We start from the raw sequence: 21,829 nt of genomic DNA on the forward strand, positions 1-21,829 counted from the left end.
ACGAGCTGGCCCAAGCGATCAAGGGCGGCAAAACGATCGCCGCCATCGCCGCCGAGAAAAACGTCTCCGTCGACTCCGTCGTCGGCCTGCTCGTCAAAGCTCCGCTCGAGAAGCTCGACAAGCAGCTGGCGGAAGGCAAGCTGACGCAGGTGCAGTACGACAAGGCGAAGGCGGCTTTGACCGAACGCGCCACGAAGTTCGTCAACGGCGAAAGCGGCGGCAAAGCGGGGCTGCCTTTCGGCAAGCTCGACTTTAAGGACAGGGACGGCGCGCACTTCGAATTCCGGCTGGCCGTCACGGGCGAGCTCGCCGCTCTGCTCGGCACGACGAAAGACGAGCTGGCCCAAGCGATCAAGGGCGGCAAAACGATCGCCGCCATCGCCGCCGAGAAAAACGTCTCCGTCGACTCCGTCGTCGGCCTGCTCGTCAAAGCTCCGCTCGAGAAGCTCGACAAGCAGCTTGCGGATGGCAAGCTGACGCAGGAGCAGTACGACAAGGCGAAAGCGGCTTTGACCGAACGCGCCACGAAGTTCGTCAACGGCGAAATCGGCGGCAAAGCGGGGCTTCCCCTCGAACGCAAAGGGGCCGCTTTCAAAGGCGGCTTCCCGCGCGGCAAAGCCGCTCCCGGAACCGACGGCCCGGCGGCGAACGAGGCCGGCCAAGGCAGCAAGGCGGACGTTCGCGGCTTCCAAAAAGCCGGATCGGCCGGCAAACCGGTGTCGATTTGACGGAACACGCATGGACGGCTCGCAAGGGCCGTCCTTTCGCATTTGCGGTCAACCGGAGATTTCCGGCCGGCCTTTTTTGCTGCATTTGCGTCAGCCGCAAGCCCCTATTCGCACGTGTTTGCAGCATCCTTCCCGATCGTAACTGGAATTTTTCCGTCTAATTGAGCAAGGGAACCGGAAGCCACGAAGTCAAACGGGAAAAAGTCATGCTAATTTCGTACCCATTTGCAGAATCGCACGAATTCGCAGGAATTAACGTGATGTTTTCCCGTTCGATGAACCAAAACCGGGCCCGGCATAGAAATCAAATGGAGAATTTCCCGTTTACCTCCTGCTTCGTCACTTAATGGTGTGAAATATTATGCCGGGCCGTGACGGTTCAGGTGTTGAGAACGCGTTGTGCGTAGACGCATAGCGGCAAAGGGCGGTCCTTTTTCGGGCCGCCCTTCTTTGTTTCGCTTTGCTTCCGTTTTACCGGATTTCTCCGAGCTTCCGCTTCACCGTACCGTTCGGCGTATCGATCACTTCATACACGTTGACGTAGTTGGTCGAATTGTATTGATTCAGCTTCAGGTTCGTGAACGAAATCGTATTGTCTCCGTTCAACAGCTTGGTTGCGCCCTGGAACGGAATCGTTTGAGCGGATAAAACGAGCCCGGACGCGTCTTCGATCTCGAATTGAAGCTTGGACACCGAAGCGTCCTCGATCACTTGTCCGGATCGCTCCAGGCCGACGTTCAGCTTGAGCGTATACGTAAACGTCGCGCTCAGCTGGCCGCCGAGAAGCAGGTCGGCTTCGTTCACCGTAATCCGGTACGGATACGTATCCCATACGTCGTCGGCCGTATTGTCCTGCTCGAGCGCGAGCTTGACGGCTCCGAGCAGGATCGAGTCCGTGCCGTTGTACAGGCGCAGCGTGACCGGCTGGCCGGCCTCCGCCTCCGGCATGATGAACGAGTACGTCACGAGATAACTGCTGTTCGTCGCCAGCTCGGAGATGACGTTCGTTTGTCTCGTTCCCGTGTAAATGCGCCCGTTCTCGTCGGCGATATCGAGGGCCAGTCCCGGCAGCGCATACGCGGCATTGTCCGTGTTGCCGATTTTCAGCTTCGCCACCGCCGTTTTGAAGCCGTAATTTTCGTTGTCGTACAGCTTCAGCTCCGTTACGGCCACATCGAACCGATGATCCAGCGGGAGATCGATCGAGTCGCCTGCCGTATACTCCGCGCCCGCGCCCTGATCGACCAGTTCCGCTTGCGCCAGCGAGGCGACGAGCACCGGGACCGCCGTACCGGACGACCCTGCGCCCGCGTTGTCGGACGACGCTCCGGACGACGTCCCCGCTCCTGCGCTTGTCCCCGTGCCCGTGCCGCCCGCGGCCGAGCCGGAGCTCGTTCCGGAGCTTCCGCCGCGCTTCTCGAACAAGACGAGCTGCAGCTCGTTTGCCGTCATGCCTTTCGGCAGCAAGCCGCTGAACGAATACGACTCCGTCTCGCCCGGAGACAAGTAGGCGTCATGCGTCTCCGCATCCGACGCCTCGACCGTAATGCCGCCTGCCGCCGATTGGAATTTGCCGGACAAGCCCGGCGTCTCCATGACGCCGCTTCCGTTGTTGGTCGCCGCCATTTGGGCGCGAACCCATTGTCCGTCGCCGCTTTGCGACACGACGGCCGATACGACCCGAAGCGATACGGTTTCGGCGCCTCCGCTGTCCGTGACCGGCCGGCTATCGCCTATGGACGCCGCAGCGGATACGCCCGACAGGTCGAGGCTGTCGAGCACGGTCGCCGTCTCTCCGTTCATGTAATAAAACTGCAGCGTCCAGCCCTGCGCCTCGCCGCCGTCCGGCATTTCCGCGCGAACCGTAATCCGCGTCGGCTTGCCGGGAAGCAGCGACTTGTCGGCGCCCTCGACGGCCGTTGCCGCCATTTGCTGGCCTTGGGCGTTTTCCAGCCGCATCTTCAGACCGGTCGGCCACGCAAAGCCGGAATCGCTTCGATTCGTCGCGATCAGCTCGGCGTATACGCTCCACCTGCCGTTTTCGTACACCGCGTATTCGCTGCCGACGCCGACGGCCAGTCGGGCGTCGCTAGCCAGCGTCGCATCCGCGCGCGCTACCGGCACGCTCGCCTCCTGGGCTTCGCCTGCCGATTCCTCCAGGGCGTTCGCCACCGAGAACGAAGCGATGTCGTTCATCGACGGGGCGGCCGCAAAGCTCCAGCCGAACATCGTCACGCGCAGCTGTTCCGGCCGTAGCCCCTTCGCCACCCGCGCTTCGTACGCGAATTCCTTCTCGGCGCCGGGCAGCACGCGCGCGGTCTGCGTCCCGGTCAGCTGCGCCGAATAGCCGAAGCCGTCCGCGTCCGTAACCCGCGCGCCGTAATAATTGTAGTCGACGGTCGTGCCGCCGCCGTTGTGCAGCATGACCGCAAAGCGCAGAATCGAATCGTCCGATCCTTCGGAGAAGCGAACCTTCTCCAGCGTAAAATAAACGTTGTCGCTCAAATAAATGCCTTCCTTGCCCGCCTGGGCGGGTAACGGAGCCAACAGGCCGCACAGCAGCCCGACCATAAGCGCGGCCAGTCCGATATTTCGAAACGCGCCGCGCGTTCTCGTTTTGCTCATCGCGTAAATCCCTCCATGTCCGGGACGCGGCGTCCATGCGCGAATGAACGATGCGCCGAATCCCGCTTAGTCGAACCGAAGCGCATCGATCGGCTTCAGGCGCGACGCTTTGTTCGCGGGGTACAGCCCGAATACGACGCCTACCAGTACGGAAAACAGCAGCGCGTATAGGCCGAACGAAATCGACAGCTGCGTCGGCTGATTCGGATTGAGCAGCGGCCAGCCGAGCGACGCGCCGATTCCGAGCAGCAGCCCGAGCAGGCCGCCCATGCCGCCGATGACCGTAGCTTCCATCAAAAACTGCATCATGATATGCCTCCGCCGGGCGCCGATCGATTTGCGGATCCCGATCTCTCTCGTCCGTTCGCTGACGGTCACGAGCATGATGTTCATAATCCCGATGCCGCCGACGAGCAGCGATATGAGCGCGACGCTGATCATCTGGTTCGTCAGCGAGCTCGACGCCTCCTTGCGCGCGTTCATCAGCTCGTCTTGGTTGGAAATGCGGAAGCCGCTTGCGCTTTTGAATGTCGCCGTCAAAAATTGCGTGATCGTCGTCTGGGCGGCGGACAGCTGGTCGACGTCCGGCGCCTCCAGGTAGGCGGTGCGAATTTGCCCGAGCTTGAACGTCCGTATCGCCGTTACGATCGGTACGATGACCGAGCCGTCGGGGGACGCTCCGCCGATGGACGAGCCTTTCGCCGCCAGCTTGCCGACGATCGTGAACACGCTGCCGTCGATGTTGATGTCTTGGCCGACCGGATCGGCTTTGCCGAACAGCGTCTCGGCGACTTCGCTGCCGATGACCGCCACCTGGTTGCGAAATTCGACGTCCGCTTCCGCGAGCGCCCTGCCGGACTCCATTTCGGTTTTCATCAGCGTAAAATAGCGGTCGTTCGTGCCGATGACGTTGAAGCTTTCCGATTCCCGGTCGTACTTCACGTTCGCGCCGCTCTTTGTAACGGTCGGGGCGATCGATTCGATTTCCGGCAGCAGCTCGAGCTCCATCAATTCGTCGTAGTTCAGCTGCTGCGCCCGCCCGTTGCCCATCAAATTGACCACGAGCAGGTTCGTGCCGAGCGCCTCGTACTGCTTCTCGATTTGCGCCGTCGTCCCCTGTCCGATGGAGACGAGGGTAATGACGGAGGCGACGCCGATAATGACGCCGAGCATCGTCAGCAGCGTGCGCATCGGCTTGGCCGTAATCGTGCGGAGCGCCATCGCGACGAGCTCCAGTATGTTCATGCTTGCCCCACCTGCCTTGCTTCGGTACGGAAGTCCGCGTCGCTGTACGCCTCCGCCCCGTTCCCGAGCGGACGATTCCGCTTGTCGTCCACAATCTCCCCGTCTCTGATGGAAACGACGCGCTTCGCATTGTCCGCGATATGCAAATCGTGCGTGATCAACACAATCGTATTGCCCCGCTCGTTCAGCTCGATCATCAGCTCGAGCACTTCCGTGCCGGTTCTGGAGTCCAGGGCGCCGGTCGGTTCGTCCGCCAGCAGCAGCGACGGGGACCCGGCGAGCGCGCGGGCGATGGCTACCCGCTGCTGCTGGCCGCCGGACAGCTGGCTCGGCTTATGTCCGGTGCGCTCCCCCATGCCGAGCGATTCCAGCATGCGCCGGGCCCGCTCCCGCCGCTCGGCTTTGCCGAAGCCCGCATAGATGAGCGGCAGCTCCACGTTTTCCAACGCTGTGAGCCGGGGGAGGAGATTGAATTGCTGAAAAATGAAGCCGATTTTTTTGTTGCGAACGCCGGCCATTTGGCTGTCGCTCAGCTTCTCGGTCGCCGTGCCGTCGAGCGTATACATCCCCGACGTCGGGGAATCGAGCAGGCCGATCGTGTTCATCAGCGTCGACTTCCCCGAGCCGCTCGGTCCGACGATGGCGACGAAATCGCCTTGGGCGACGGTCATCGAAACGTTTTTCAATATCCGGATCTGCTCGGCTCCTTGTCCGTACGTCTTGCAAATATCGGTCAGCTCGATAATCGGCTTCGTCATCGGCCGCCTCCACCTCCGCCCCCGCCTACGCCGGCTCCTCCGCCGGGCATTCCTCCTCCCGGCATACCGCCGCCGGGCATGCCGCCGCCGGGGAACCCGCCCTGCATCATTTGCTGCTGCTGTTGGTTCGTCCCGGTCGTCCGGCTTTTCGGGAGGACGACGACGTCGCCTTCGTTCAAACCTCCGGTCACTTCGACGGCCGTTTTGCTTTGGATGCCGATCTGGATCGGCACGTTTTCTTCCGTCGACCCGTCGGGCCGTTTGACGGTAACCGTCGTAGAGCCGCGCTGGCGCCGGATCGCTTCGATCGGGACCGTCAGCACGTTTTGTTTGTCTTGTATCAGTATTTGCGCGGTTCCGGTCATGCCGTACTTCAACTGCTGATCTTTATTGTCGACGGCGATAATCGCGTCGTAATACGTGACGCCGTTCGTCGTCGTGCCGACGGTCGATACCTGGAGCACCTCGCCTTGAAACGTTTTGCCGGCGATGGCGTCTACGGTCACCTCCGCTTTCAGGCCGGGCTTGATGCTCGTCAGGTCCAGCTCGTCGATCTGAATCGGCAGCGTCATGACGTCGAGACTGGCGACGGCTCCGAACAGGCTGCCGGCCGTCACCGAAGCGCCGACCGGGAAGTTCGCCAGCACGTTCGCCTTCTGGTTGGCGAAGTCGGTCGAGAAGACGCCGTCGAACGGCGCCTTGATCGTCAAATCGTCGACCTTCTGCTGCGCCGACTCGACCGTCCGCAGCTGGCGCTCGATGCTCGCCTGCTTGCTCGCGATCGACTCGTCCAGCGTATCGTTCGCGACGACGGCGATCAGCTCGCCGGCCTGCACGATGTCCCCGTCCTTCTTTTTCATTTCCGCAATCGTGCCGGACGTTTCGGACAGCAGGACGGCCGTTTGTACGGCTTCCAGCTTCGCCGTTCCTTTCGCCTTGATTTCGCGCCCGCCCGCGATCATGGTGCCGGAAGCTTCCATGTCCGCCGCCAGCGTCCCGTCGTTGTCCACCTCGACCGTCACGTCGACGAGCCGGTTGCCGGAGGCGTCCGCTTTTACCGTTTGCCCGACCGATTGAACGCGGCCGGTTTTCGTCAAAGCAAAGCCGGCGATCGACAAATCGACCTCGTCGCCCGCCTTGAACCCGGCCGCTTCTTCGAGCGGGAACGGCAGCTTCGCGAGCAGCTTCGCGATGACCGAGACGGTCCCGAGCTTGGCCGATTTGTTCACGGACGAGCCGACGTCCAAATTGGCGATCGCGAGCTTGCCCGAAGCGGGCGCGACGATGCGCAGCCCCTGCTTCTGCTTGAGCAAATCGTTCAGCTCCTGCTGCTGCGTTTCGAGCGCCGTCTGGGCGTCCTTCAAAGCCGCCTCCAGCGAGCTGTTCGAAATTTCGACGAGGATGTCGTCCTTTTTGACCGGCTGGCTCCGGGTCAAATTCATCGTCTTGATCGTGCCGTCGGCCGGGGCGGTTATATTTTGCAAGTTTTGCGTGGAAAATTGCGACGTGCCCGATACCGACAGGCGAATGTTGCCCCTCTGCACCTTGGCCGTCTGCTCCGCGCTTTGCGCCGCGGTCGTCGGGCGATCGGACTTCGCGAACCAATACGTCCCTCCGCCGCCGAGCGCGACCGCGACCGCCGCGACGATCGTCCATTTCATCGTACGTTTCAATGCCTGCTCCACTTCCTTCCATGCGCGCGTTAACCGGCGGCTTACGGCGCTTCCGCCGGCGTGCCATAGCCTCTGCTTTTAACTATAAGGCCCGCCCGCCCCGGGAGTCCTTAACACCGCCTGAGCGTTGCCTGAAAGTTTGCTGAAAACGGCGCTCGAAGCGGGTTTTTCGGGCGGCGGCGTCTTCTGCACCGGCCGCCCCGCATGCTATGATAGAGGAAAGCTGCGATTCGCGGAAATTCGCCCGAGGTGAAAGCCCATGTCGAGAAGACAATTCATCAAGCTGCTGATCTCCATGCTGACGGTAGCGATCGCCTCGATCGCCGGGCTGTGGAGATGGCTCGGAGGCGCTCCGGGCAAAAGCGAACCGCCGGGAAGGCCGCTTGCCCACGCGCCGGGCGCGCCTCCGCCGGATTCCGCCGACTCTTCCGTCGTATCCGCGGAGCCGCTGCTGTCGTTCATGGTTTTGAGCGATACGCACGTCAACGGCGCCTTCGCCGAACAAAGCGACAAGCTGCGCAAAGCGCTGGGCGACGTCGCCGCCTTCGAGCCGAAGATCGATGCGCTGCTCATCACCGGGGACATAACGGACGCCGGGAGCGAATCGGATTACCGGGAATACGACAAAATCGTCAAGGAGTTCAAAACGATCCCGCCGATCCACGCCAACATGGGCAATCACGATTATTACGGCATATGGATCGACAAAGACGGCCAGTGGAACAAGGACGCGATGCCGAACGGCAAGTCGGACGCGCTGTCGCGCAAGCTGTTTCAGGATCGGTTCGGACTGGAGCGCGTGTATCACGATTTTTATGTAAACGGTTACCATATCATCATGCTGTCGCAGGAAACGTACGTGCAGGAAAAGCCCGAGGTCGGCGAAGGGGCGTGGTATTCCGACGAACAGCTCGACTGGTTCCGAAAGGCGCTGGAGCCGCACCGGGACGGCAGCCCCGTATTCGTCATGATCCACCAGCCGCTGCCGGCCGCCGGCCAGGACGGCGGCTCCGGCCAGCTCATTCGCGCCAAGGAGTTCCGCGCCATTTTGGAGCCTTACAAAAACGCATTCGTCTTCTCCGGCCATCGCCACCAAAATTTCCGCAGCGGCCAGCACTACACGCCGGAGACGTTCCACTGGTTTCATAACGCCTCGGTCGGCCGTACCCGCCCCGCGCCGGGAGACGGAGCGGCGACGTCCCAAGGGCTGTTCGTGCAAGTGTACGCCGATCGGGTCGAGCTTCGCGCGCGGGAATTTATGGACCGGTCGTGGATCGAGGAAGGAAGCTGGACGGTGCCGTTGGCGAAGTAAGTCCGTGGCGGGCAGCGGAAGCTGGAGCGGGGGCGGGCCGATGCGGCGAAATGACGACGATTTGCCATGGAAAACGGGAGTATGGCCGTCAAGCCGATACTCCCGTTTTTTTCGTTTCGTGAGGACAGGCCGAGCGGTCCGAGTACCCGGTCACGGCCGAATCCGCCGTCCGCCACGGCGAAGCCGGCGACTCGGCTTGCGCTTTTTGGCCCCGGCCCGGCGGGGGCTGCGGAAACGCTTTTTGCGGAGCCGCTTCGGGCGTGCCGGTTTGCGTCTTCCGGCTTGCCCCTGTGCGTCGCAGTCGAGTCCGGGGCCATCCGTCTCCGCCGCGGGAAGCGGGGCCGCTTCGTCCGGCGGCGGCGAAACGCGGATTTCCGGCGCAGCGGAAGCCGCCGCAGCAAGCTGGCCGAAGTGGATCAAGCGGACGCCATGCTCGCGCAGCGCGTCCTTGACCCGCGAATCGAGCAGCGCCTCCAGTTCCGCGATGCGTTTGCCGGACTCTTTGGAGCCGCCCGGCCCGTCTCGGTCGGGTAAGCCGGGATGGCACATGATCTCCGTCGTCCCTTCCTGCAGAGCGGAAATATGGCCGAGGAGGCGGGAGACGCCGCCGCCGTCGTCGAACGTATCCATCATCAACCGGTCCGTACGAAGCGGACCGTCTTCGCCGTCCGCCGCCCAAGGATGCAGCCGGATCGGAATTCCGAGACGCTTGGCCAGCTTCTTCATCGCGGCGTAAACGGACGGAACTTCGATATGAATATGGTGGTGCGAGTCCAGATGCGTCGGATGCAGCCCCGCGGCCAGCAGCTTGGCGAGCTGCAGCTCCATTTCCCGCTCGACGTGCTCCTCCAGCCACTCGCTTCGTTTGTCCGAGAAATGGCCTTCCGCCCCAACGAGGGAGGAAACGGCATTCGCGGGAGCGAGCGGCTTTCCGTACGTCAGGTTGACGTGCAGCCCAACCCCGAGCGTCGGCGTGCGCCGCGCCAGCTTTACGGCATGATCGAAGCCGGACATATTGGCGAGCAAGGAGGCGCTTGTCACGATTCCGTCGGCATGGGCTCGCCCTATTCCGTCGTTCACGGCTTTCGACAATCCGAAATCGTCGGCATTGACGATCAAATATTTCGGCATATGGAATGACTCCCTCCCGGCTCCATCTTACACATCTTATGCCGCCGGCATCCGTACGGAACGGACAACCGCCCGCCCGCTTTGCACGATCCCGCGACATAAGCCGTCCCGGTACAAGCTCGATTTCCGCGTACGAAACGGCAGGCGGTCCGAATGAAACCCGGCCGGGCGTTCATTTTTCGCCTACCGTAACCGTGCGAGTCGGGATAGCGGTCTTTGGCACCCTCTATTTTCCGCCAAATCGATCGTTTCCCTATTTCGCGGCCATACGGGCCGATTTAACGGACTCTAAAAACTTTTAAGTTTGCGAATGATTCGCTATAGCCTGACAAAGGACGGGCACCAGCAGTCTCGGAAGGCCGCCGTCCAAAGCCGCGCTTATAACTTCGTGCAGGACCGGGTGTTGGACTTAGACAGCTTCTGGCATAGCGAACCATAATTCGCTAATAACGAACGCCAATTCGTTCATTCGATCGAAAATAGCGAAAACGGGCAAATAAGCAACTCATTTTTACTAGTAGTGAACTTGGATCCCGTATTAATAAAATCAAGGTCGCTATTATAAGAAAACGGGCGGAAACCGGCAAATTAGCGTATCCATGTTCACTACTAATGAACTTAGGTTCATTGACTATTCCAACACTCAGGTTCATTTACGGACCGCCTCGATGCGGCAATCAGCCGCTCGGACCGCGCCGATTTCGGGTTCGCTCCGCGTTCCCTCGGCCGCTCCTCGCCGCGCCGCCGCCTTGTTGTCCCTCCCCTCGCGGCTCGCTCAAGCAAACGTCGAGCCGACCGAGTCTCGATGACAAGGTTCCGCAGCACAAAAAACGGAGGCGGAGACGCATCAAGCGTCCCTGCCCCCGTTTTCGTTCAAAGCTGCATCAACCGTTTCACCCGCTCGACCGCTTCGTTGATTTGAGCTCGGGCCGGTTCGGCGATAAACTTGCGCAGCGAAGGGTCGTTCACATGATCGAGCAGCCGCTGCAGATGCTCCGCCGCTTTGGCGGCCGAGCCTTTGTTCCAGTGATGCTCCGCCTGCCTCGCCGCGTTCAGCGCCGCAGGCGCGACCGGCGGCTGCAAGCTCCAACGCTCGATCAGCCCCGCGACCTCGTCGGCCAGCGGTACGATGCGCACGTCGTGCCGTCCCGCCGTCAGCGCGATTTCGATCGTTCCGGCCGCCGCCTGCACGGTATACCCGCTCGGGCCGAGAAGCGCGCCGTCCACGATGACCATGGCTCCCTCCGGGGCATGGATGCGAACGTTTTGGGCCGAATCGGTTTCGACGATGCCGTACGTTTCCTTCGTCACGGAATCGGTATCGAACGACGCGCTGAACGGCGCAGCGCCCGCCAGCAGCACGGAGCCGCCGGAGCCGAGCGCGGTGCCGCGGGTCATCTTGAAGCCGGCGAATCCGCCTTCCTCCGTCCGGCTGACGACCGCCTGTTCGGCGTCGCCCGTCGCATCGCCGACCGCAAACGAACCGGAGCCGGTGCGGAACGCGACCAGATCGCGAACGCCGCTGTCGTCATCGCGGTCCACCAGCGCGCCGATGCCGTTCGTTCCTTGGACCAGCTCGGCTTGGACCGTCAGCTTGCTCGGATCGCCGGAGCCCTCGGGAAGAAGCTGGATCGCGTCGAGTCCGATAAAATAGTTGCCGGACGAGGCGTTTTTGCCCACGATCTCGTAGCGGATCGTATGCGTCCCCGCCGTCAAGGAGACGTTTCCTTGCGGGAACGCGACGGGACCTTCCACGGCCGCGGCATAACCGTCGTATACGCCGCCTACCGGCTGTCCGTCCACGTACGCCTGCACCGTCCCGTAAAGCGGGGACTTCAGAAACCGGCTCGTCAAGCTGTAATCGCCCGTTTCCGGCACGTCGACCGTTACCGTCATGTAATCGCCGACCGCTTCGCCGCGGTAAAAGATGACCGTGCTTCCGTTCGCCTGTACGAGCTTGACCTCGCGCCCGGAGCTGTCCGTCAAAGGCAGCAGGTTCGACTCGTCGAATGCTCCCGGGGCTTCATACGGCCTCGCCTTCATAACCGTCAGGAACCGGTGATCGCTCGCCGCGCCTCCGCTTCCGACCTTCGAGTAATAGCCGTACGATTCGGCGCCGGCATACTTCGTTACGGTGATCGGCAGCTGCGTATCGTCCAAAAAGGCCGCCGCCAGCTCCGCTCCGCCCTTGCGCAAATACAGGCTGTTGCCCGCCTTCGTTTCACCCGCCGTCGCCGGCTCGCCGTCGATCTCGAATTCCGCCAGATCGCCGCTGTACAGCACCCAATCGTACGTATGCGGAGCGTCCGACCGGAGATCGTCCAGCATGACGAACGTATCCGGCTTCAAGTAGACGACGTGGCGGTCGAAGCGGGTCAGCTTCGGATTGGTATAGGCTCCCGCCGCCGAGCCTTTTACGTAATCGTACGTCGGGGCGAGCAGCCCCTCGGTCATCGAGCCGCCGCCCAATACCGACTGCCCTTTGCCGTCGACCTGGATCGTGCTGTGGCCGAATCGGACCGTAAATTGATTGACCGGACCGGCGACATAATCCTGGTAGCCGGGGTCCGTGGCGATCCAGCTGCGGTTCGTCGCGATCTGGAAGCTGTTCTGGTCGTAATGGTTATGGCCGAGCGTCGAATTATTGGCGACCATCGCGAACAGCACGTCGTCGCTTCCCCAGCCGCTGCGCAGCGTCGCCCAGCCGTTCTCGTCCAGCACGGCGGAAGCCGGCCACTCCTCCGGAGACGCGATCGCCGCGTTCGGACGGAAGTAGAGGAAGCCGTCCGTGCCTCCGGCCGCTCCGCCGGTCTCTTTCAAATACCAGCCGGCCTGCCCGTTGTTCAGCCACGCATTGATGACGGTCATCGTCAAGCCGAAATAGTTCGCCGTTCCGGAGTCCGAGAAGTTGGCCAGCCCCGCTCCCCCCGGCGCAAGCGCATAGACGATCCATCGAACGAGAAAATCGTTCAGGAACGGATGATCGGCCAGCTCCCGCACCCCGGTGACGCGGTCGATATGGTCGAACGCCTTGATCATATTGTCCATCGCATAGCTCGTATACTGCATGCCTTCCTGCTTGCCGGACGTCATCCGCTCGTCGAGATACCAGCGGTAATAGTCCATCGCCCTCGTCAAATAAGCGTTCGCGTTCGGGCTGTGGCCGAGCAGCACCGACGCGCCCGTACCGAGCGCAGCGGCTCGCAGCGACTGGATGTTATGGTCGATTTTGCTCCGGGCGTCCTTATACAGCGGGATGAGTCCTTTGGTTTCGAGCGCGTTCATGACGAGCGTCCGCTCTTCCGCGGTCAGCCGGTCGTACAGCACGTCGAACGCCATGCTGACCCCGAACGTCAAATGCGCCGTATCCAGACACGTATAGCCGCCGCAAGGGTAAGTCGGATCGGTCCAGGCGTTCCAGCCGGCGAGCGACAGCACATACTGCTTCGCTTTATCCGCATAAGCCGTATTGCCGGATACCGCATAAGCGAGACTTAACGTTTCCAGCCGGTCCTGAATCGATCGGGTCATCATGGTCCAGTACGGATACGGGGACGTAAAGCCCGGCGGATTTTCGATCGGTCCCGGCTGCACGGGCGGCAGCGGGAAGGTGACGACTTTTCCGGCATAATACGTTCTGGAAAAGCTCGTTTCCGTCAAATAAGCGTCGGCCGCGCTCTTCACCGAATCCCAAAGCTGCTTCCCGGTCCGCCCGAACGGAGCGTTCGTCGTGTCGGCGGCTCTCGCCTGCATCGCGGGCAAGTCGGCGGACGTGAAATACAGCCGCGGATGGCCCGCCGTCAGCAGCGGAAACTCCCGCACCGGTTCGGGCGGTAGGAGCCTGAAGGAAGCCGCGTCGAAATAAGCGGTGCCGATATTCGCTTTATGCAAATAGACGAGCAGCGTCGCATAGGCGGCGCCCTGCGGGGCGTAGCCCTCGATTTTGAGCGGGCTCCATGTGCCGGTCGTCGAATTGGTGGCGATTTTCGTATCGATCCGTACGTTCGAGCTGTTCCAGAACTCCAAATACAGCTGCGATACGCCCGATTCGTTGTACGACTGCACGGACGCCTCGTACAGCTGGTCCGGCACGACCGGCATGCTGCCGCTGCGCAATCCCGGCGCCGCCGTATTGTTCGGATCGACCAGCTTCAGGCTGTAAACGCCGCTGTAAACGGTATTCGTCACCGCCCCGTACTCGAATCCCGAGCCGAGCGGCGTCCAGCCGACCGGCTTGCCGGCGGACACTTCTTCAAAACCGCCGTTGTACGGCATATCGCGCGACACCTCCGCAAACATCGCATCGTCGAAATAAGCGACGCCCACATTCCCCACGGGCTGATAAAGCAGCAGCGTGGCGTAAGCCGCTCCGGCCGGAGCTTCGGCGATCACCTCGCCGCCCCTCCATTGCTGGGTCCCGGAAATGCCGGCGATTTTAACGTCGATCCGCTCGCCCGCCGCATTCCAAAATTCCAAATACAGCTGGGACGAGCCGGATTCGTTATACCCGTACGCCGAAGCTTTGTACGGCTTGCCCGGCTCGACGGGAAGGTTGCCGCTGCGCACGCCGTTTCCGGCCTGCGGCGAATTGTCGGTCAGCTTGACGCTGAATCCCCCGCTGCGGACGGGCGCGTAAACCGATCCGTAAATCGAACTCCCGTAGCCGATCCAGCCGACCGGCTTGCCGCCGGCCGTTTGCTCGAACCCGCCGTTGACGAGCGGCGCGGCAGCCGTCGGCCCGCCGGTATCGGCCGAAGCCATGGGCGGCAGCAGCGCCGCGAGCAGCGTCATGATCGTCAACAAGCCGAGCCACTTCATTTTGCGCAAGTTCATCAAATCGCTCCTTCCTTTTGTTTGAATTCGGACAGTCGGTCGCTGCCGGGTAGTCATCATATACAAGGTTTTTACCTGTATGTCCTACGTCTACTATATCAACCCAGGAAAGCGTTTCCATGATTCTCTGGACCTATTCGCCGCAGACATTCCCCCCGCTAGTTTCGTCGAAACGGAGCGAAACGTGATGAATGCCGCCGAAGCCCGGGCCGGGACATCGCGCTTCCTAAACGGGAAAATCCGGCGTTGCCGCCGGATCCGCATATGTTCGGGCGGGCGCCCCGCGCCCGTTCACTTCAGCTTGCCGAACAAATCTTTAAACACGCGATCCCGATGAATATAATGGACGTAGCGTATAAAATGGCGCGACGCGTCGAAGCTCCAGCGGAAATCGTCCGACAGCAGCGGGCTGTGCACAAGCTCGTTCGGGAGCCAGGCCTCGTCGATCAAATAGGCGATGGCGGCGATATCCCAGATGACCCGGGAATATCCGAAATGATCCTTGTTGCTGTTCTCGTACGTCTCGTACAAATAGCCGCCGATCGCCCCCCTGTCCTTAACGTAGTCCCGCAGCTCGGATAACGTCGTTTGCAGATGCGAGGCTACGCCGAGGCACGGGATCAGCACTAACGGGACGCCGCTGTTCAGGACGGTGCGGGAAGCGTGCAAATCCTGGAACAAATTGAATTCCCGGGTGTTCGGCCAATGCAGCGCGTGACCGCCGAGCCAGACGACGACGATTTTCCCGATGATCCGCGGCTCCATCAGGATCGCCGACGCCACGTTCGTGATCGCTCCGATTGCCACGACGTACAACGGGTCGTCATCGGGGGAAGCCATGGCGCGTTCTACCAGGTTTCGCGCCGCCTCGCTTTCCACGGGCGTTTCCGGGCCGGGCAAAAACGATCCCGATCCGCGATAAATCGGAACGCCGGCCATTTCGGGCAGATGGGAGCGGATCGTCAGCAGCTCGTTATAGCTTTTCTCCATCCCGTCCAGCGGCCCGGTCGACAATGCGTTGTGAAACGGCGCCGCGTAAATCGCCTCGACGCGCAGCCGCTCCGGCGACTTCATCGCGTAGACGACGGCGAACTGGTCGTCGATTTCGTTAAACGTATCGGTGTCGAGCACCATGCGCACGGCGCGCTTCGGATAGGTGAGCCGCCGCAGCAGCTTCTCTTGCGGAATGGTTGGATATGGGATCATGTACCTCGCCTCCTACTTCCCCATTCTACACAAGCGTGTCGGCCCGTTATTTCACGATTCGGCGATTTGTTTATATGAAATGGCTAATGTAGGATTTCAGCCGGAAAGAGAGGCCGTTTATGCTGGCTCAGACGGATTTCATCTTTCACGCGATGCGCCCGGCCGACACGTACATGCCGATGCACCGCCATCGCTGCTACGAGCTCGTCTATTACATGGCCGGGACGGGCGTGACCCGCCTCGACGATCTCGAGTACCGGTACGAGCCGAACACGTACACGGTCATTCCCCCCGGCATGCCTCACGACGAAAGGCGGCTTGCGGACACCGACGTCCTTTTCATCGGCTTCAGTCTCGTCAGCCGCGACATGCCGTCGCTGCAGCACGGCTTGTTTCAGGATTCGGACCCGGCTTCCATTCTCGGTCTCCTCCTCGGCATGAAAGCGGAAATGCACGAGAAGCACGCCTTTTACGCCCAAAAATTGAACTTGCGCATGAGCGAAATCCTGATCGAGCACGCGCGTTCCGTCGCCCCGGGGCAGCCCGGCCGCCCCGACGACAATCTGCTGTACGCCCGCACGTTCATCGACGAAAATTTCAACCAGAAAATAGCCGTCGAAGATCTCGCGGCGATGGCCGGCTACAGCTACCACCACTTCCGGCACTTGTTCAAAAAGAAATTCGGCGTCTCGCCGATCCGGTATTTGATCGACAAACGGCTCGAGAAGGCGCGCAGTCTGCTCCGCTTTACCGAGCTTCCGGTGTCGTCGGTCGCGTCGGAATGCGGCTTTTCAAACGACGCCCAGTTTTGCACCATCTTCAAACGGGAGCTCGGGGAGACGCCCCGCGCGTTCCGGAACAACGAGTTTCGCCGCAGTCTTTGAGCAGCCCGGTCTCATGCCGCCGCGCCGCCCCGGCCGTATGAAAAGTCCCGATCGTCCGCTATCCGCGGGCGCCAAAAAGCCGACGCCGGTTATTGCCGACGCCGGCTTCTCCGGCATTGCGTCCGCTCCGCCCGGCATGACGCTTCGCGTCCGCTACGGGGCGCTTCGCCTCGCATCAGGGCGCCAGCCCTTTCATCAAAAAGCCGATCGTCGCCTCGAGCTCCCGCTCGTCGTCCCATATCGCGTCCTCCCGCATGCCGTAAAACGTTCGGGTCGCGATGTAGCCCATCACGGCCGAAATCGTAAGGCGCATGATCGTCGTACTCGGCAAATCGGCCAGCTTGCCCGCGGCTTTGAATTTGTCGATCACGATCTCGAGCCGATCTATAATTTTCAGCAGCACGACCTGCTTGAACTGCTCCTGCAGGTCGGGGTGAAACGGGATTTCCTGCACGACGATTTTGAGCAGGCTCATATTTTTTTGCAAAAACGAAATTCGGTTCGCGATCATCGCCCGCAAAAACTGGTCGTAGCTGTCGTACTCTTTATTCAGAACGTCGTTAAATTCCCGAAGCACGAACGGAGCGATCATCTTCACCATCGTCGGCGTGACGATCGACACCAGCAGCTCCTTTTTCGTTTTATAATGCCGGAAAATCGTGCCCTCGGCCACTCCCGCCCGCTGCGCGATTTCGCTCGTCGACGATGCGGCGAACCCTTTCTCCGCGAACACCTCGATGGCCGCCTCGAAGATGCGACGCTGCTTGTCGGTCATTTTATTGGGAGCGTTGCCGGCCTGCAGCAGCTCTTCGATCCAAGGCTCGACAGCGTCGGACATAGTGCGCCAACCCCTTACTTCTACCCTCGCCGCGCGTGGTTTCTGTAAGCCTCATCATACCATAACCGCGAGCCCCTTGTTAAATCGCCCGCTGCTTTTTCAGCGCGATCACGTTCAGCAGCGCGAAGACGATCGAGAAGCCGAGCAGGACGTAAACGTCGAGCTGAATGTCCGCGAACCGTTCCCCGCGAATCATAATGCCGCGCAGCGCGTCGGCCCCGTAATATAGCGGCATGACGTAGCTCAGCTTTTGCAGCCACGGCTCCATCGCCTCCAGGCTGAACAAGCCGGAGAAAAACACTTGCGGCACGACGACGAGCGGGATGAACTGAATGATCTGGAACTCGCTTCCGGCATAGGAGCTAAGCAGCGTGCCGAGCGTCAACGCCGTTAACGTCAGCAGCAGATTGATCAGCAGCACGAGCCCGATCGAGCCTTCCATGTACAAACCGAGGACGCCGATCGAATACGACGCGATAAGCGCCGCCTGCAGCAGCGTAAACACGCCGATTCCGGCCAAATACCCGGCCACGACCTCGTACCGGCGAATCGGCGTCGCCATAAGCCGCTCCAGCGTGCCGGTCGTCCGCTCCCGCAGAAACGCCACCCCGGCCAGCAGGAAGACGAAGAAAAACGAGAAGAAGCCGATCAGCACCGGGCCGAACGAGTCGAACGAGGACAAGTCCTCTTTGCCGTGCAAATAAGCGATCTCCGGCTGAACGGCTTGCGCCGCCGTCTGCATCGACCGCTGCAGCGCGAGCAGCGCCGCCTTGCTGACCGAAGGATCGCTGCCTTCGAGCGTAATGACGGGCTTCCCGCCCCCCAGCGACAATACGGCGTCGAGGGTGCGTTCCTCCAAAGCCTGCTTCGCCTGGTCGGCGTTCGCGTAAGCCGTGACTTGGACGTCCGCGTTTTTCAGTCGCTCCGTCATCAGTGCCGGAACGTCCACGGTGCCGATGTCGAGCTTGACCGCCTGCCCGTTGAACACGTAATGGAGCAGCGTGAGCACGAGCAGCGGCGCCAAAAACAGCAGCGCCAGCGTTCGCTTGTCGCGAATGAACTGCCGGATAATGCGGAGGGCGAGCGCTCGCGTTCTCATGACCGCCCCCCTCCCCCGAGCGCGATGAACGCGTCTTCGATATTCGTCGTCCCGCTTTTCGCTTTAAGCGCTTCGGGACTGTCGACCGCGGTTAAACGGCCTTCCCGGATGAGCGCGATCCGGTCGCATTTGTCGGCTTCGTCCATCACGTGCGTCGTCAATAGGATCGTTGTCCCTTTCTCCCGCAAGGCGAGCAGCTCCTTCCAGATCGATTGCCGCAGCACCGGATCGATGCCGACGGTCGGTTCGTCCAGCACGAGCAGCTCCGGCTCGTGCAGCAGCGCGATCGCGAGCGACAGCCGGCGCTTCATGCCGCCGGAATAGGCGGCCACCTGCTTGTTCAGATGGTCCTGCAGACCGACGACGGCCATCGCCGCTTCGATGCGCGCCAGACGCCGGGAGCCGGACAGCCCGTAAAGCGATGCGAAAAACAGCAAGTTTTCTTTCGCCGTCAGCTCGCCGTACAGCGCGTCGGATTGCGCCATATAGCCGAACCGGTGGAGCATGGCGAGCTTCGGCATCGGCTCGCCGAGCAGACGGACCGTGCCGCCGTCGGCCTTGTCGATGCCGGTGATCAGCTTGATCAGCGTCGTTTTGCCCGAGCCCGAAGGGCCGAGCAGCCCGAACAGCTCGCCGCGCTCCACGCGCAGCGTAATTCCTTCGAGTACGGTGCGGCCGCCGAATTTGCGCACGATATCGTGCAGTTCGACCGCCGCCGTTTGCGAGATGTCGCCGGACATCGCGATAGGCATCGCACACTCACTCCTTAATAGTGAGTAACCACTCACTCATTTTATGGTTTTATCATACTCTGCGGACAACGGTTTGTAAAGTGAGTAATCACTCATTTGCAAAAAACGAACGGGCGACACTTAGGCGATTGGGCGGCGCCGTTGTATAATAGTGGAAACGGCCAAGAGGAGGATGCTTATGCTGCGAACGTTCGCCGTCACCCGCGAATCGGAGACGCTGCGGGACTTGCCGCTCGGCGAGCTCGACGAGCGGCGGCTTGCGTGGTATTGGGTCGACTTCAACGCGCCGACCGAGGAGGAAGCGATGGAGCTCGAGCGCCATTTCCGCTTCCATCCGCTCGCCATCGAAGATTGCTTTCACCTGCTCCAGCGGCCGAAGCTGGACCATTACGGCGACGTGCATTTTTTCGTGCTGCATGCCCTGAATCAACAAAATTTGTCCGTGCACGAGGTCGACCTGTTTGTCGGCCCGAACTTTATCGTCACGTTCCATCACGTCGAGCTCGCGGAGCTGGACGACGCCTGGCGGCGCATAACGGAAAGCGGCGGCCTGTGGGAAAAGGGCCGCCTTCACGCGATGTACACGGTCATCGACAAGCTGGTCGACCAATATTTCCCCGCCGTCTATTCGATCGAGGACCAGCTGCTCGACATCGAAACGGGCGGCGGCCGCAACATGAGCCGCACCTTGATGAACGACGTCTTCGACATTCGTTCCAAGCTGCTCAAGCTGCGCAAAACGATCGTGCCGATGCGCGACCTGCTGTACCGGATCGTCAATTCGGACCGGATCGCCGGGCTGAAGGAGCAGCACGTTTATTTTACGGACATTTACGATCACCTGCTGAAGCTGTCCGAGATGATCGATTCGAACCGCGACATTACGGCCGACCTCCGCGACCAATATATGTCGGTCAGCTCCAACCGGATGAACGCCATCATGAAACGGCTGACGGTCATTACGACCATCTTCATGCCGCTGACGTTTATCGCGGGCATCTACGGGATGAATTTCGACTATATGCCGGAGCTGAAGTGGCATTGGGGCTATTTCGCGGTGCTCGGCGTCATGCTCGTCATCGGTCTCGGCATGTTCGCCTGGTTTCGGAAAAAGGGCTGGTTCGAATAAACGGAGCGGAGCCGGGAAGCCCATCGCGCCGAACAAAAAAATCCCCTCCCCGTCATTGCCGGGAAGAGGATTCGGCTCATCCGTCCAAGCCGTGCGTTTGCCGCAAATGATCGGCGATCGACGTAAAGCGGAAGCTGTGCAGTATGCTCGCCAGCTTCGCCTTCGTGCCGCCGACGTTGTAGTAATGAATAAAGCGTTCCTTGGCCGGCAATTCGAGCCGATGCTCGGTCGGGTCGATCTCCCGCGGATGCAAATAGACGATCGCGTTTTCGCCGCGGCGGTTCGCCTTCGCGATTTGCCGTTTGATGTAAAACGTCGGGAAAAAGCGGAAGTAAAAGCCGCCGGAGTACCCGATATTTCGACCGGCCAGCCTCATGACCGACATCGGAACCTCGTACAGATCGAGCTCCCGGCCGCCGACCCGCGGCTTGTGAATGTGCGTCGGAGCGTCCGGGATGCCGTACAGAAACGTTCGGACCGGGAACACGCTCGCATCGTATTTCAGCCCGAGCTTCTCGAGCGCCTCCAAATAGTGCAGGTTGCGTTCCACGATCGACCAGGACGGGGCGCGGTAGCCGAGCACCGGCTTGCCGGTCAGGCTTTCCAAAATGCCGACCGACTTGCGGACGTCCTCGTAAAACTGCTCGTACGTCTGCTTGTACGCCAGCTCGTGCCCGTACCCGTGGGAGGCGACGTCATGCCCTTCCCGCGCGATCGCCCGCACGACGTCCGGGTAACGCTCGCCGATATAGCCGAGCACGAAAAACGTCGCCTTGGCGTTCGCATCGCTGCACAGCCGAAGCAGCTCGTCCATATTGGCCCGAAAGTGCGTCTCTTTGCCCGCGCCGTCCATCGCAAGCCCGTCGTAGTTGGCGTGAAACCATTCCTCGATGTCGAACGTCAGCATATTGGCGGCGGACGCCTTGCCTTGTGTAGTCAATTCGCTTTTCTCCCTTTGATCGCGAACGACGTGCTGAACTTGTTCGCCAGCATGTTCTGTCCGCTTCCTTGCGTCACGAAATGGAACGGATGGTAAATATGCAGAAACTCGATGTTGTCGAAGCCGTATTTGGCGAAAACGTCGCGCAGCTCGCTCATCTCGTACATGCGGTCGAATTTTTTGTCCTTCTCCAGCAGCTTGAGCAGCTTGCGCTGAATCGAACCCCGGTTGAGCGTCTCCACCAGAAGCGTTCCCCCCGGCTTCGTGACGCGCGCCAGCTCCTTGATGACGTCCTCGTACTGCTCGATCAGCTGAATGACGCCGTTGCAGACGACGATGTCGAACTTGCCGTCCTCGAACTCGAGCGCCGTCAAATCGCCGGGCATCGTCTTCAGTCCGCGGGCGGCGGCATATTCGAGACTTTTCTCGGAGAAGTCGACGCCGTAGACGATATTATGCTCGGTCAGCGGCTCGCTGAAAGCGCCTACGCCGCAGCCCGCGTCCAGAATCAGCTTGCCCTTGCACGGTCCGAGCCAGCGCAGCGTGTTGTCCCGCTGCATGAAAAAGCTTTTCTCGTTGAAATAATCGGACGATTTGACGGAAGCGCCATGCACCTCGGCCTTTTTGTCGAAATACTGCTTCCAGTGGATATTGCCCATGAGCCCAAGCCCTCCGC

16 protein-coding genes are annotated in these 21,829 nt (G+C 61.0%); 4 read left to right on the plus strand and 12 right to left on the minus strand.

All coding sequences use genetic code 11. From position 1 onward, the window contains the following. A partial coding sequence (locus tag PV407_RS16020; protein ID WP_332090940.1) for an SHOCT domain-containing protein occupies positions 1 to 728 on the plus strand: 728 nt, incomplete at its 5' end. A 471-nt stretch (positions 729 to 1,199) separates the two neighbouring features. Here PV407_RS16020 and PV407_RS16025 read toward each other — a convergent pair. From PV407_RS16025 to PV407_RS16040, 4 genes are all read right to left on the minus strand, one after another. Next, entirely contained in the window at positions 1,200 to 3,353 is a 2,154-nt protein-coding gene (locus PV407_RS16025; RefSeq protein ID WP_332090941.1) for a hypothetical protein, read from the minus strand. 66 nt (positions 3,354 to 3,419) lie between these two features. After that, positions 3,420 to 4,598 carry an ABC transporter permease gene (locus PV407_RS16030; RefSeq protein ID WP_332090942.1) on the minus strand — a complete coding sequence of 393 codons (1,179 nt, stop codon included), beginning with the start codon at positions 4,596 to 4,598 and terminating at the stop codon, positions 3,420 to 3,422. After that, positions 4,595 to 5,356 carry an ABC transporter ATP-binding protein gene (locus PV407_RS16035; RefSeq protein WP_332090943.1) on the minus strand — a complete coding sequence of 254 codons (762 nt, stop codon included), beginning with the start codon at positions 5,354 to 5,356 and terminating at the stop codon, positions 4,595 to 4,597. The genes PV407_RS16030 and PV407_RS16035 overlap by 4 nt, the downstream gene beginning before the upstream one ends. Next, entirely contained in the window at positions 5,353 to 7,029 is a 1,677-nt protein-coding gene (locus PV407_RS16040; RefSeq protein WP_332090944.1) for an HlyD family efflux transporter periplasmic adaptor subunit, read from the minus strand. Before PV407_RS16040 ends, PV407_RS16035 begins: the two co-directional genes overlap by 4 nt. A 259-nt stretch (positions 7,030 to 7,288) precedes the next feature. On the opposite strand from PV407_RS16040, the gene PV407_RS16045 reads away from it, so the two are divergent. Further along, complete coding sequence (locus PV407_RS16045) at positions 7,289 to 8,341, plus strand: metallophosphoesterase (RefSeq protein WP_332090945.1); 1,053 nt, start codon at positions 7,289 to 7,291, stop codon at positions 8,339 to 8,341. A gap of 150 nt (positions 8,342 to 8,491) precedes the next feature. On the opposite strand, the gene PV407_RS16050 is transcribed toward PV407_RS16045, so the two are convergent. The 3 genes from PV407_RS16050 to PV407_RS16060 all read right to left on the minus strand — a co-directional run bounded on the left by PV407_RS16050 (position 8,492) and on the right by PV407_RS16060 (position 15,511). Further along, complete coding sequence (locus PV407_RS16050; RefSeq protein WP_332090946.1) at positions 8,492 to 9,472, minus strand: carbohydrate deacetylase; 981 nt, start codon at positions 9,470 to 9,472, stop codon at positions 8,492 to 8,494. An 873-nt stretch (positions 9,473 to 10,345) separates the two neighbouring features. Beyond that, positions 10,346 to 14,305 carry an FIMAH domain-containing protein gene (locus PV407_RS16055; protein ID WP_332090947.1) on the minus strand — a complete coding sequence of 1,320 codons (3,960 nt, stop codon included), beginning with the start codon at positions 14,303 to 14,305 and terminating at the stop codon, positions 10,346 to 10,348. A gap of 291 nt (positions 14,306 to 14,596) precedes the next feature. Then, positions 14,597 to 15,511 carry a nucleoside hydrolase gene (locus PV407_RS16060; protein ID WP_332090948.1) on the minus strand — a complete coding sequence of 305 codons (915 nt, stop codon included), beginning with the start codon at positions 15,509 to 15,511 and terminating at the stop codon, positions 14,597 to 14,599. Between the two features lie 119 nt (positions 15,512 to 15,630). Here PV407_RS16060 and PV407_RS16065 point away from each other — a divergent pair, with 119 nt between their 5' ends. Further along, positions 15,631 to 16,395, plus strand: a complete 765-nt coding sequence (locus tag PV407_RS16065; RefSeq protein WP_332090949.1) for an AraC family transcriptional regulator — start codon at positions 15,631 to 15,633, stop codon at positions 16,393 to 16,395. A gap of 175 nt (positions 16,396 to 16,570) precedes the next feature. On the opposite strand, the gene PV407_RS16070 is transcribed toward PV407_RS16065, so the two are convergent. The 3 genes from PV407_RS16070 to PV407_RS16080 form a co-directional block, all read right to left on the minus strand. Next, positions 16,571 to 17,233 (minus strand): TetR/AcrR family transcriptional regulator, encoded by a 663-nt coding sequence (locus PV407_RS16070; protein ID WP_332090950.1) that lies wholly within the window; start codon positions 17,231 to 17,233, stop codon positions 16,571 to 16,573. Positions 17,234 to 17,312: 79 nt separating this feature from the next. After that, positions 17,313 to 18,332 carry an ABC transporter permease gene (locus PV407_RS16075; RefSeq protein WP_332090951.1) on the minus strand — a complete coding sequence of 340 codons (1,020 nt, stop codon included), beginning with the start codon at positions 18,330 to 18,332 and terminating at the stop codon, positions 17,313 to 17,315. Then, entirely contained in the window at positions 18,329 to 19,084 is a 756-nt protein-coding gene (locus tag PV407_RS16080) for an ABC transporter ATP-binding protein (protein ID WP_332090952.1), read from the minus strand. Before PV407_RS16080 ends, PV407_RS16075 begins: the two co-directional genes overlap by 4 nt. A gap of 178 nt (positions 19,085 to 19,262) precedes the next feature. On the opposite strand from PV407_RS16080, the gene corA reads away from it, so the two are divergent. After that, complete coding sequence (corA, locus tag PV407_RS16085; protein WP_332090953.1) at positions 19,263 to 20,213, plus strand: magnesium/cobalt transporter CorA; 951 nt, start codon at positions 19,263 to 19,265, stop codon at positions 20,211 to 20,213. 76 nt (positions 20,214 to 20,289) lie between these two features. On the opposite strand, the gene PV407_RS16090 is transcribed toward corA, so the two are convergent. Together PV407_RS16090 and PV407_RS16095 are read right to left on the minus strand one after the other, a co-directional pair. Beyond that, entirely contained in the window at positions 20,290 to 21,153 is an 864-nt protein-coding gene (locus PV407_RS16090; RefSeq protein WP_332090954.1) for a DUF3473 domain-containing protein, read from the minus strand. Then, a complete protein-coding gene (locus tag PV407_RS16095) occupies positions 21,150 to 21,812 on the minus strand; it encodes a class I SAM-dependent methyltransferase (RefSeq protein WP_332090955.1) in 663 nt (220 codons plus the stop codon). Before PV407_RS16095 ends, PV407_RS16090 begins: the two co-directional genes overlap by 4 nt. Positions 21,813 to 21,829: the final 17 nt, after the last annotated feature.

Source organism: Paenibacillus sp. GYB003 (genome assembly GCF_036577625.1).
Lineage (GTDB): Bacteria > Bacillota > Bacilli > Paenibacillales > NBRC-103111 > Paenibacillus_AB.